The organism is Rhodopirellula sp. P2 (assembly GCF_028768465.1).
In the GTDB taxonomy this organism is placed as follows: Bacteria; Planctomycetota; Planctomycetia; order Pirellulales; family Pirellulaceae; genus Rhodopirellula.
Genome location: NZ_CP118225.1, coordinates 916,592 through 929,543 on the forward strand (window position 1 = coordinate 916,592; position 12,952 = coordinate 929,543).

Below are 12,952 nucleotides of genomic sequence, written 5' to 3' on the forward strand. Positions count from 1 at the left end.
ACGATCCGCGGCAGTTTGACGAGAGGCGGCAATTCAAATCTCGCTCGGGACCAATCCCCCAATCCAATCCCCTTCCGCCAATGGTTCACGCCCCCGCCAGCGCGGCCCGCTCCGCCCAAAACTTGCGAGCCGCACGAACGTAGGGCACAAACGCCTTCAGTTGGTCGGGTGGCAGCTTCGCCAATCGCTGCTCGGTTTCCCCCAACCATTCCTTGAAAAAGGCCACGCTGCGCGCCGTGATTCGCGGTTGCCCGCCGACTTCGAAATACCACGGCGACGAAATCACCGCCCGGTAATGGTCCTCGTGCAACGTCACCACTCGGACCGTCGCCCAGCCGGACTCTTTGATTTTCAGCGGCGGAATCCGGCCACCAGCTTTCGCGAATTCGTCCAACTTCGCGCTGTAGTGCAACCGACCGTTGTGAATGACCTCCAAGTATTCGACTGGGTCACGGACATTCAGAATCACCTCCGCGGTCAACTCCACCGATTCGCCTTCGCCGACTTCCGCAGGGTTGATCTCAAACACATGCCCGGGCAAACGCCCGTCCAAGTTGGTCCGCATCAACGGCCCGTTGGTCGCGAAACTGCAACCTTCCCAAGCCGCCTGCCACCAATCCTGCTTCGAGCCCACCGCGACCGCTTCCTCTCGCGAATCAAACGAGGAAGCCTGCGAACGCCCGGCCACGTACAAACGGTTGTATCCCACGGGTGAGTTGCCTGGGTCGTCGCCTGATCCCGCCATCGGGGACAGCCGAAAACCGGCTTCCAACAATTGCCAGTGGATCTGCTCGGCGTCACGTCCAAGCTGAGTCGCATCGTTTCGATTGGCGGGTTGAAGCATGCGTCCCTCCGGCACGCGCGTCACCGATTCGTTCAGTTGCAACCAATCCCCCAGCACAAACACGCCGTCCACCTTCTCGCTGGCCAACCAGATCGGCAGCAACCACGCGAATGGATTTTCAACCGCAACACGCGTGGAAGAATCCGCTGGCAGACCTGCCAACCAACCCAGCGAAGCCAGTTCCTCCGAAGCGAACTCGTCCGCTGAAGTCGGTTGCCAATCGGAGTCCGCCGAATCGCGGTAGAACGCCAACCCTCCCAGGCAATCGACGTTCGCATCGATCCACAGAGGTTCCGTCGGCCAACCCTGGGGTGTGAGAATCGAATTGTCTTCTCCAAACAAGTTGCCCGCATTGCGACGCGGGATCGGTTTTTCTGCCCCGCGTCCCGCGACGTTGGGATCTCGAATCACGTTCGCCAGGTGCAGATCCTCCGCTGTCATCCGCATCGGCAAACTTTCGGGGGAACGAGGCAGCAGGCAATCGCCGCTGGTCCAACCTTCCGGTCGCATCCGAACCATGCGTGGCAGAGCGAGCTGATGTTCGTCCTCGCTGCCGCGTTGGACATCGAAGGTGCCCCGCAAAACCCGCGACTCGGGACCTCGTGTCAGTTTGAACTCGTACGCACCGTCTTGCAGCGACAGGTCCGCGAATTCGTCGAGCACAAACCCAGGCCCGGACGACAGCGATCGTCGTGGAGCCACCGAAACCGTCTTTGGCCGGGACGTCCGCCGCGTGGTGACGGGCAGTTGACGCGTCAATTCCATTCTCGCGATGGTCGGTTCGCCCGTCGATTCCTCCACCACCCGCAGCGTCAAATCGCCATCGGCCCAAATCGGAGCATTTGTGACGAAACCGCACGAAAACAGTGCCAAAAGGGGACAAACCAACTTCCAAACCTTCCCCCATCGGTCTGTGGTTCGGTGTTTGCTATGGTGAATCCTCAAACGACTGTTCCTGTCAAAATGACACCATTGCCTTCCAAATCATTGACACACTGTGGCTGAAGATCTGTATCAAACGCTGGGAGTTTCTCGCGACGCCGAGAAGGCTGAACTGACCAAAGCCTATCGCAAATTGGCTCGGAAGTACCATCCGGACATGAATCTCGATAACCCCGACGCGCAAGAAAAATTCAAGCGTGTTCAGGAAGCTTACGAAGTTCTCGGCGACGAGGAAAAGCGTGCGGCGTACGACCGCTACGGTTCCGACTTCGAAAAAATTCGCGGTGGATGGAATCCGAATGCTGGCGGTGGCGGCGGCGGAGGAGCAGACCCATCCTTCGACGGATTGGATCTGGAACAGATTTTCGGCGCGGCTGGCCGTGGCGGCGGCGGTGGTGGAAGAGGAGGAGCTGGATTCGAAAACGGATTCAACGACTTCTTTGAACAAATTCTCGGTGGTGGAGCTCGCGGCGGCGGCCAAGGGTCACCGTTCGGTGGCGGTCAGCGATCCGCGCCCCCGCAACGAGGTCAAAACATTCGGCATGAGTTGTCCGTCACCTTCCGCACCGCGGTGCTGGGCGACAAAGTCGAGTTCTACCTCGCTCGTGGAGGCAAACAAGAAAAACTGTCGGTGACGATTCCCCCCGGAGTCAGCTCAGGCAGCAAGATCCGCTTGCGCGAACAAGGGCAACCCGGATCCGGTGGCGCGGGCGACCTGATCCTGATCATCCAAGTCGACAACCATCCGTTTTACAAACGCATTGGCAACAACTTGGAACTCAAGCTGCCGATCACACTGGCCGAAGCCGCCTTGGGTGCCAAGGTCGACGTGCCGACTCCCGCAGGGACGATCGCACTCTCGATTCCCGCCGGCAGTTCCAGTGGCAAACGTTTGCGACTCAAGGGACAGGGTGTTCGCAACCCCAAGGGCACGGACGGAGACTTGATGGTCGAACTGCAAATTCAATTGCCAGAATCGATCGACGACGACTCCAAGAAGCTGATCGAGCAATTCGACGCCGCCAATCCAATGCAGCCGCGTGAATCGTTGAAGTTCTGATTGAGCTGGATCACTCCGGCTTGGACGCCGCTTGCTGTTGCATTTCATGCATCATCACCGCCGTGAAAATGTTGCCATCTGACAACGTGTTCAGCGGCACGCGGTGCAGGATGCCTCGGTTGTCCTCCAGCTCCACCGTTTCACGATCGATGATCCGGTTGATCTTGGCCTCCAAGTGATGTTTGCCATCGCGATCGGTCCACGTCGACCAGGTTGGGCCGGGCGAAGTGAGCGGATTGCCGTCCGGATTCCCAGCCCGATTGACTGCCGCGGGAACGACGTTTGGAATCGGCTTTCCCAACACTTCTTTGCTTGCACGCGTGCCCAACGCTCCCCACACCCCATACGGGCTTTTCGAACCCGGGAGAGCATAATCTTTACCGGTCGACACCCCTGGTTGCGTGCTGTCGCCGCAATCGATGGTGTCACTGACAAAGACAACACGCCCGTCCATCATCAGAGCATGAACCCCACCGGCGTGGCGACTGGACGCCGAGGCAATCGGATCGTCCATCCCCAAATCCGACAAACAGGTTGGTGAATTGGGTGGCAACACCGTTTGGAATCCGCTGATCGCCAGCGTCCCATCCGCCCAACGAGATCCCCGCCGGACGTCCCACCAATCCGCATGGTCACCATCATGCGTCTTCAGACACAGCGATGGATTCAAACTCAACCCCTTGATGCCCTGAGCGATGTGAGATTCCTTGGCGTCATTCATTCCGGGCGAAATCGTTTCGGACATCCCGACCGTGTTGGACAACCCATCCAAGCAATCACGAAACCTCATTCGCTGATTCCCACAGAACACACCCCGCATACCAGCCCGCACCCGATTCACTGCCTCAACGTCATGGATGTCGATCATCTCGCCCATCAAATACGTTCCATCGCCGTAGCACATCACATAGTTGCACAAGGATGCTGAGACGACTGCCTCGGGCGGAAGATCGGGCATGGCCAACGTCGTGACCACGATCGGTTCCGATTTCGGCGTTTCCGGTTGGGTTTCCATGTCATCGGGACAACGCAAGGTTGCGAAAGCCGATGCCCATGGTGTGTATTCCGCCGGATCAAACCAGGGTGCCGGTCCCATCGGCGGGAACCGTTTTCCGGTCTTGGGGGACACGTACGGATTGGCAATTTTCTCCCACAATGCCTGCTGTTCTAAAAACGGTGTGAGACCGACGATCGGCCCCAGCCGACCTTGGTTGCACGTGACATCTTCCCCGCCAACCGTTCCGCCCAATCCCGGCGGCAATTGATTGAAGGCGGCATGATAATTGTGCATCGCCAACCCCAACATCTTCACATTGTTGCTGCACTGCATGTTTCGTGCGGCGGCGCGTTGACGCTGAATCGCCGGCAACAACAAACTGAATCCGACCGATGCCATCACACCAACGATGACCAGATCGATGAAAGAAAGCTTTGACTTCATCGGAGAACTCCAAAGGAAAAGTGTCTGCGAGCGGTGGGTGGGTGACTGAGTTTCAAACTTGACGCCGGTATCTCGGTTCACTCAATCGGAGCCATTCAAGGGCCGCGAAACGGATCATTGTCGGCGTTCATAAGGCCCAGGCTGGTTAGCCTCATGAATCACCTGCCCATCAATGGCGAGCTTCCAACGGCCGTGTAAAAACTCCAATTCCACACCACGAGTGAACCGCTTGCCTGTTGTGAGAGCCTCTTGCAGTTCACGGAGACCCTCCGGATTTGCCGTGCTCGCGATCTCAAGAACTTGATCGTATCGGGTGATCAATGCACCTCGCTGTGGTTTCAACAATTTCGCCATCATCGAAACAGCCTTAGGATTGTCACTCTGCTCGTCATACTTGAACGCAACCCACTCACGAACGAATGTCTCGAGCTGCTTGTCTTCCAACAATTCAAGTTGAGTCGACAAATGCTCGACCAGCAGCTTCGTCTTCTCTTGCATGCGTCGCTGATGGGTTTCAACTGCTCGGTACGCATCCTGGCTGCTGAACTTTGACAGTCCTAATCGACGAATGTCACCTTGTTCGGACATCAAGACCAAGATTCCCTTGTCAGTCAAATCCACCTGACGAGCTTGAATCTTCCCGGTGCCTTTGGCTGCATGCCAAGTCTCCAGTTCGAACTTCGCGAACTCAGCCAATTCTTCCTTCGAAAAGGTACGCACCGGGTCGGACAGGACGTTCGGATCGAAAATTTCTTGCGAGGCACGTGTCCCCATCCCTCCCCAAACTCCAAACGGACTGGGACTGCCCGGAGGAAGCGTTTTGCCGTTGTCCAAATGACCTTCTGCAACGGTGGGCGAATCCTGATCACCGGCGTCAATCGAGTTGCTCGCGAATCGCACGGCTCCATCTGCCATCAACACATGAACTCCTCCGTCGTGCAGACTGGACGCTGACATCACGCCTTCGAGTTCGCCTTTCTCCGACGTCGCGGAGGGCGAATTGGGCGGCAAAATGGTTTGCACGCCGATCGACAACAACGAACCATCCGCCCAACACGCTCCGCGTCCCTCGGGCCAGAACTCGGTGGAATCGTCCTCATGAACTTCAATGCAAACCGCCGGTCGTTCGATCAATCCGGACACGTCTTTGGCAACGCGGACACCGCCAATCCGTGCTTCGCTCATCAACAGCGTGTTGGACAAACCGTCCAACACATCGCGAAAGCGAAAGACCATTTGGTAACCGAACATTCCTCTTAGAGCCCCCGGCGTTCGGCCATAGGGCGGCATGTCCTCGAGCGGTGAGGCCCCCACGTTCATCACCGCGTCGCCATAGTTGATGGTGTAACTGGCAACCGTCGGAAAATCCTCTGCCGTTGGATCAGCGGGGCAAACCAATGCCTCGGGCCGCTGGCGCCAAGGTGTGTACTTTTCTGGATCAAACCAAGGAACCGGCCCCATCGCTGGGAAGCTTTCCCTGTTCACTTGCAATGGGTTGGCAATCTTTTCCCACAAGGCCTGCTGTTCCATGAACGGCGACAAAGCCACCAGCGGACTCAACCGATTCGCGTTGCCCAACAGCGGCTCTTCGGAACTACCAGAGGAAGTTCCACCGCATCCCATCGGCATCATTCGGTACGCAGAATGGTAGTTGTGAAGTGCGAGCCCCACCTGTTTGAGATTCATCTCGCACGTGGACCGTCGCGCACTTTGTCGCATCCGAGGGACAACGCCGGCTAATAACACCAGACCCACCATCGACGCGACACCGATCGCAGTCACGTCCACTATTTTCGCGGAGTGCGTTGTTCTCATGACTTCATCTCAAAAGGGGAGGAGACCTACAAACGTCCCGACCATTCACTTCGATCGATCACGTCGCTAATGAACATCTGTTGCGCCACCAAGATGGACTCATGCAGTTGTTCCGCGGTCACGGAACCAGCTTTGTTTGACACGTCCAAGGTTCCCGTCGCGTCGCTTAGAAACTCAACCTGATACCCACGATGAAAGGCTTGCCGGGCCGTCGTGTCGCAGCAGATCTGCGTCATGTAACCCGCGATGCTGACCGTATCGATGTCGTTGGATTTCAGAAAATCTTCGAGGTCTGTGTTGGTAAACGACCCCGGCAAGGCCTTGTCGATCAACGCGTCTCGGTGCCGCGATTCGACCTCGGGATGCAATTGCCACATCTCGCTGTCTTTGCGAAACACCGGCGATTCCGGATCAGGTTGATGATGCCGAATCACCGCCGTGGGAACCTTCGCGTCTCGGGCTTGATCCATGACTTCCAGGATTGATTCCAAGTGCCCGACGGGATGTCGAATTGGAAATGCACCATCGAAGTATTCACGCTGGACATCGATGACCAACAAAGCTCGCTTCATTCGTTTGCCTTTTTAAAATCAGAAAAGAGGGGTTTAAAAACACCCTTGGGAAGATCATGGCACTTCGGCTGCCTGAATGCAAATTTTCGGAGTTGAGCAGGTGGAACCGTTGTCATGGACGAATTTGCAAGTTCAGCAAATCGTCCCGCAGTTTCCCCTCGGTCAGTTGAGGGTCTTTCATGAGGTCGCCGTACCGCAACATGGACTGCGCCAGCCTCGCGGCGATCGCTTGGTTTTCCGGTTTGCCGATGTGATTGGTGATTTCGTGCGGGTCCTCCTTCAAATCAAACAACCAGGGCCGATCACCCGCCGACACAATCAGCTTGTAGCGATCGGTCACCGCGGCGACCCAAGCCGCCTTGCTCGAGGCGGCTCGCAAAAACGTGACACTGGCTCCATCAAGCTCCTCATCACCCGACTCCTGCTTCCGAAACCATTCCGAAAGGTTGCGTCCCTGAGTTCCATCCGGGACTTCTTTCTCCAGCAATGACAGCAGGGTGGGTGCGAAATCAACGGTGCCCATCGCTTGATCGATTCGCAATCCCGCCGGAACAAAGCTGGGCGCGGCGAGGATCATGGGAACCTTTGCACTGCCTTCGTAAGGATTGCCTTTGTTCAGTCGGCCGTGTTCGTAACAAAGGTCCCCGTGGTCCGAAGTGAAGACCACCACGGTTCGTGCGGTCAAACTCAGCTCCTCCAACAGAGTCAACAACTTCCCAACGTTGTCGTCGATGCAACGGACCATTCCGAAGTACTGTGTCATCACGCGGGCGTTGAACTGTTGTTCTGCGTTGCGATTCGTCGTCGGCAACCACCCCGGTTGTTCCCCCTCCAGCTGGAACGTCATCGGCGGTCGGACGGCCATGTCTTCGTACATCGTGTCGTACGGTTCCCGAACCGTGTTGGGGCCGTGAGGATCCGGCAGCGACAAGTGGTAACAAAAGGGCTGCTCTGAATTTTCGCGAATGAAGTCAGCCGCTCGATCACACAACCAATCCGTGCTGAAGGTCTTCTCGTCCGCACCCGCTAGGTCGTAGCTCGGTTGACCGTTCTTGTTGGTCGCTGCCACGATCGGTTGGCCGTCTTGGAAATCAAACTTCTTCCAGTGCCCTCGATTGAACATGAACCGATTGTCAGTGAAACCGAACTGACGTTCAGGTCCCCACTGCGGTTTCCCGGGCCCATCCAAATGCCACTTGCCCGCGTAGCCGGTCGCGTAACCCTCACGCCGAAGAACTTCCGCAAACGTCACCATGTCGCCGCGAAGGGGCCGGTCATTTTGATAGGCGCCGGTGTTCTGCGGGTACCGTCCTGTGAAGAACGCGGCTCGCGAAGGCGTGCACACGGGGGATGTCGCGTAAAAGGATGTGCAGATGGCGCCGCGGGCCGCGATGGAATCGATGTGGGGCGTTTCCACGACGGCACCGTTGCCCCAAATCTCCGCTTCCTCGATCGGCAACGTGTCTCGGTAGCACCCCAAGGTTCGAAAGTTGTGCTCATCGGTTTGAATGATCAACACGTTCATCGGTTGGGCACCGTTGGAAACCGACGACACGGCCCCCCACAACAAACAACCCGTCACCGCCATCGCCAACCCCATCCGAATTCGCGAGCGAAAGGCGAGGCCACCGCGACGACTCGCAGCAACAAGCGTGGATCCAAGACCGACAATGATGGATGACATGGCGTTTCTCAAAGGGAAGGGGAGGCTTTACTCTAGCCAATTCGAGTTCACTGCGGTTTCCTTGCACAACCAGGGCGAACGCTGGACTGCGAAATGTTTGGGGGTGTGGTGGCTAATCTTCGAAACGGATTCAATCAACAGCCTGCCAGGCCACGTTAAGATGAGCAGTCTGCTTTGTTGCCATTTGAATCAGCCGTTTCACGGACCTCGCTCAATCCATGCCCCCCGTTCCTCATCCTTTCTGTCGTTTGCTGCCAGCCCAAATCCTCGTGGCGTTGTCCTCCGCCACGATTTTCGGCTTGGCGGGTTGCGACACCGGTGACAGTGTTGATCCACAGCTCGTCAAACGCTTGGTTGCCAGCCCCGCCCATGCTCGGCCAACCGATCCGGAATCGATCCGGGCATTTTGCGGTGACTGCCACGCGTCGCCCGACCCTGGGATCTTTGAATGGGATCGCTGGGAAGAGGAAGTCGACCAAGGGTTTCGACTGTACCGAGAATCCTTGCGTGACGATTTGGTGCCGACCGATCGTGACGCCACCCTGGCGTACTACCGCGATTCATCGCCTCCAAAATGGGACATGCCTGTTCCAACCCGAACGCCGGACAACCGCTTTGAACGACACGTCATCGAGTGGCCCGGGAAGCCAGCCATCAGCGCCGTTTCTAGCCTCTTGAGGCTGCCAGACGAGGATCAAAACCCGGTGATGGCACTGACCGACATGTGGATCGGCACCGTCGCGAAATTCGTGGCGAAGCAACCAAGCGTCGAGCAAATCAAAGTGAAACCGTTGGCTTCCGTCGCTCATGCATCCCACGTGGCGGAATCAGACTTGGATGGCGATGGGCAACTGGATTTCCTGGTGGCCGACCTGGGAACTCACAACCCTCAGACGGAACACGAAGGCAACGTGTGGTGGCTGCGACCGGTCCAAGCTGACGCCGGCAACTCCCATTCGGACAACACGTCCGGACTGGACTACGAACGAATCCCGTTGCGACTGGCCATGTCACGTGTCGCCGATGCGCGGCCGATCGACTACGACGACGATGGGGACCAAGACATCTTGGTCGGCGACTTTGGCCTGCACTTCGAAGGCGGCCTGCACCTGGGTTTGAACCAAGGCATCGATCCCCAAACAGGCATTCCGCAGTTTGAGTGGCAGACTCTGGATGAGCGACCGGGCATCATCACGATTGAAGTCTTGGACTTTGATCAGGATGGCAAGCAAGACTTCCTCACGCTCCTGACACAGCACTACGAAGCGATCCAGTTTCACCGCAACCAGGGCGACGGTACGTATGAAACCATCGTGCTGCATCAAGCCCCCAACCCGGCCTACGGTTCGAGCAGCATGGAAATCATCGACTTCGATCAAGACGGTGACTGGGATGTGTTGGCGACCAACGGCGACACGTTCGATGACTCCTTGGCAAAACCCTACCACGGCATTTGGTGGCTTGAGAACAAAGGCTCTTTCCCGCTGACACGCCACGAGGTGGCAACCATGCCAGGTTGCTACCACGCCGCGACCGGCGACTTCGACCACGACGGTGACCTGGACATCGCAGCCACGTCGTGGCTGGGCAAACAAGAAATCGAACGCTATCCAGCGGACTCGTTTGATGGATTGGTGTGGTTTGAAAACAAGGGCAAGGCTTCGAAAGATGCCACCTTCACGTTCCAACGTCACACGCTGGAAATGAATCGTTGCCAAGCAGCGACCATGGAAGTCGTGGATTGGAATGGCGATGGCTACGAAGATCTGTTGGTGCCACAGTCGGTCATGGCCTTTGATGCTGTTCAGCCTCTGGTCGTCTGGATCAATCGCGGGAACACGTTGAAGGAACCCACCGAATGAGTTCCTCCAAACACAATCGTCGCCGACGAACAACTCCACCTGCGACCGCCCCTGTTGTTTCTTCCTCCACAACGCGGTATCGCAAACCAGTCCTTTTCACGATCGCGGCCTGTCTGGTGGGTCTGCTGATCGCGTTGACGTTGCCAGCTCGCTTGCACTGGCATCGCTACGAAGCCCAGCTTGACAACACCAACTATGCCGCCGCAACCGAGTCACTCGAATCAGCCGAACGCTGGTGGGCATCGACCGCCAAGGTGACATTGGCCAAGGCGCGGATTTTGGGGCAGCAAGGTTACGATGACGAAGCACTCGCCGCGATCGTTGCGGCCGAGAACATCGGCGCGGACCCAGCGGTTGCCTCCGCGATGAAGTCACGGCTGAAGTGGCAAAGTGGGAAACTGGATTCACGTGCCCAGCGGCACGACGACTCCAACTTGACCACGGACGACTTGGCCGCCATCGCCATGGGCCACATCGTAGGCGGAGACCACGACAGCGCAGCCAAAGTCATCGAGGTGTGGCGAGAGCGGGATCCCCACGATGCATCGGCCGGCGTGCTGGCGTCCTTGATCGCCCAGGAGCACGAAGACATGGAACAATCGGGCAAACTGCTGGGAGATGCCGTCCGCGAGAACCCCGAACATGTGACAGCCCGTTTTCGATTGGCCCAGCATCAGTACTCACAGCGAAACTTCGATGCTGCATTGGCCGGTTTTGAGTCGGTGATCGCCACCCTTTCACCGCACGTCCCGGCCGGCGATCGTGTCTCGATCAACGGAGAACAACTTCATGCGTCCCGATTCATTCGCGCGTTGATCTTGCAAGAACAAGGACGCATCGACGAGGCGGAAGACCAGTTCGAAAGCTTGCTTGCAAACTTCGAAGACGATTTCGCGATTCGGTACTCCCTGGCCAACATGCATGCCTTGCACGGACAGGGCGATCAAATCCTGGAAACCCTGAAACCGATTCTGGGTCGATTCCCCGATGACATCTCGCTGAACTATTTGATGGCCACCGGCGAAACGCTTCGCGGAAACGTTTCCCAGGCCAACGACTGGATCAACCAGTACTTGAAGGCCCGCCGTGAACTGAACCAGCTCTTGGAAGCCGAACGCAAGCGGGGCAATCGCCCGCCCGATCCCGAGTTCTACATGCAGTTGGCGGAAACCTACTTGCGTTTCAAATGGGATGACGCAAAACCTTGGTTGGACATGGCCGCCTCCTTGCAACCTCGATCGCCTCGCGTGCGACGTGGTTACCAGCAGTTCTACGAGAACTCCGGCAACTTTGAACAAGCCGCCCGGTACAGCAACTGACCACCACCATCCGATTCAGGCGTTGCGACTTCTCTGAAGAATCAATGGCCGAGCGGGCACGGTTGTTTCCGACAACCGAACCGGCGTGATGGGCGGGCAGGGCTTCGGACCTTCATACACCGTCCACACGGGCTGGCCGGCGTCGACGCGATCACCGATGCGAACGTGCAGGTCGATTCCGACGGACGGATCCACTGAGTCGGTCGTTTGACGGCGGCCTCCTCCCATTGAGATGATCGCGTCACCGATCGCGGGACAGTCGATCGATTCGACCCAACCCGATCGTTCGGCCACGTGTTCGCTTCGCCGGCCCAGCGGCAAATGCCCGGGAAGCTTGCCACCTTGTTCATGCACCATTCGCTCAAACCGCTGCATCGCGTCGCCCGAATCCAGTTTGCTGGCGAGCAATCCCTCGGCCGCTCGCAAATCGCTGGCCTGCTTCGTTGCCACCAACAGTTCGGCTGACAATCGCAACGTCAACGCTCGCACCTCTTGCGGACCACCACCACCGAGCACGTCGAGCGACTCGTTGACCTCGATCGCGTTTCCGATGGCTCGTCCGAGCGGTTGATCCATGTCGGACAACAGGGGAAGGGTAGGCAGTCCGGATTCCGCACCGACGTCTTGCAAGGATTCCGCCAACTCAGACGCCTGTTCGATTGTCGGCATGAACCCTGCCGCCCCGACTTTCACATCCATCACCAACGCATCCAAATTGGCGGCCAGCTTTTTGCTGAGGATGCTGGCCGTGATCAGCCCCACGGATTCGACCGTCCCAGTCACGTCGCGCAGCCCGTACAACCGACGGTCCGCCGGGGCGATGGACTCGGTCGCTCCCACGATGAAGCATCCCACGTCCTTCAGGACTCGACTGGATTGGTCGATCGTCAGTTGAGTCTCGTAACCCTCAATGGCTTCCAATTTGTCGAGCGTCCCGCCGGTTCGCCCCAGTCCGCGACCACTGATCATCGGCACATCCACGTCGCAGCATGCCAGCAGCGGAGCCAGGATCAGGGAAACCTTGTCGCCCAGTCCTCCGGTGCTGTGTTTATCGACGCGAGGACGATCATTCACGCGAGGCAAGCGTTCACCACTGTCGACCATGCAGCGGGTCAACGCCGCCGTTTCACGTCGGGTCAATCCGCGAAAGTAGATTGCCATCGCCAGGGCTGACATCTGGTAATCGGTGACTTGGCCATTGCAGTAGCCCTCGATCAGAAAACGCCACTGGTCGGGGTCCAGCACCCCTCCATCCCGCTTGATCCGGATCAAATTGGCCGTCAGCATCCGAGGCTTGCCTTGAGAAAGACGAGGGAAGAGAAGTGTGTCAGAGGAGGCAAGCACGGGACGCAGAGGAGATCCACCGAGGCCCAGTGGAAAACCACCGGGGGACATCCTACAAACATCTGGCTT

9 protein-coding genes are annotated in these 12,952 nt (G+C 57.7%); 3 read left to right on the plus strand and 6 right to left on the minus strand.

Annotated elements, in window-relative coordinates:
* Positions 1 to 85 precede the first annotated feature (85 nt).
* On the minus strand, positions 86 to 1,732 hold the full coding sequence (locus PSR62_RS03205) for a hypothetical protein (protein WP_274406386.1): 1,647 nt from the start codon (positions 1,730 to 1,732) through the stop codon (positions 86 to 88).
* Positions 1,733 to 1,841: 109 nt separating this feature from the next.
* On the opposite strand from PSR62_RS03205, the gene PSR62_RS03210 reads away from it, so the two are divergent.
* Positions 1,842 to 2,846: a J domain-containing protein gene (locus PSR62_RS03210; protein ID WP_274406387.1), complete on the plus strand. Its 1,005-nt coding sequence runs from the start codon at positions 1,842 to 1,844 to the stop codon at positions 2,844 to 2,846.
* A gap of 10 nt (positions 2,847 to 2,856) precedes the next feature.
* On the opposite strand, the gene PSR62_RS03215 is transcribed toward PSR62_RS03210, so the two are convergent.
* The 4 genes from PSR62_RS03215 to PSR62_RS03230 all read right to left on the minus strand — a co-directional run bounded on the left by PSR62_RS03215 (position 2,857) and on the right by PSR62_RS03230 (position 8,358).
* Complete coding sequence (locus PSR62_RS03215; RefSeq protein ID WP_274406388.1) at positions 2,857 to 4,287, minus strand: DUF1559 domain-containing protein; 1,431 nt, start codon at positions 4,285 to 4,287, stop codon at positions 2,857 to 2,859.
* A gap of 114 nt (positions 4,288 to 4,401) precedes the next feature.
* Positions 4,402 to 5,973, minus strand: a complete 1,572-nt coding sequence (locus tag PSR62_RS03220) for a DUF1559 domain-containing protein (protein ID WP_443217351.1) — start codon at positions 5,971 to 5,973, stop codon at positions 4,402 to 4,404.
* Positions 5,974 to 6,128: 155 nt separating this feature from the next.
* Complete coding sequence (locus PSR62_RS03225) at positions 6,129 to 6,674, minus strand: cysteine hydrolase family protein (protein ID WP_274406390.1); 546 nt, start codon at positions 6,672 to 6,674, stop codon at positions 6,129 to 6,131.
* 112 nt (positions 6,675 to 6,786) lie between these two features.
* On the minus strand, positions 6,787 to 8,358 hold the full coding sequence (locus PSR62_RS03230) for a sulfatase family protein (protein ID WP_274406391.1): 1,572 nt from the start codon (positions 8,356 to 8,358) through the stop codon (positions 6,787 to 6,789).
* A 218-nt stretch (positions 8,359 to 8,576) separates the two neighbouring features.
* On the opposite strand from PSR62_RS03230, the gene PSR62_RS03235 reads away from it, so the two are divergent.
* Both PSR62_RS03235 and PSR62_RS03240 read left to right on the plus strand, forming a co-directional pair.
* Positions 8,577 to 10,220, plus strand: coding sequence for an FG-GAP repeat domain-containing protein (locus PSR62_RS03235; RefSeq protein WP_274406392.1), 1,644 nt, complete (start codon positions 8,577 to 8,579; stop codon positions 10,218 to 10,220).
* On the plus strand, positions 10,217 to 11,539 hold the full coding sequence (locus PSR62_RS03240) for a tetratricopeptide repeat protein (RefSeq protein WP_274406393.1): 1,323 nt from the start codon (positions 10,217 to 10,219) through the stop codon (positions 11,537 to 11,539). Before PSR62_RS03235 ends, PSR62_RS03240 begins: the two co-directional genes overlap by 4 nt.
* 15 nt (positions 11,540 to 11,554) lie before the next feature.
* On the opposite strand, the gene PSR62_RS03245 is transcribed toward PSR62_RS03240, so the two are convergent.
* A complete protein-coding gene (locus PSR62_RS03245) occupies positions 11,555 to 12,826 on the minus strand; it encodes a thymidine phosphorylase (protein ID WP_274406394.1) in 1,272 nt (423 codons plus the stop codon).
* Positions 12,827 to 12,952: the final 126 nt, after the last annotated feature.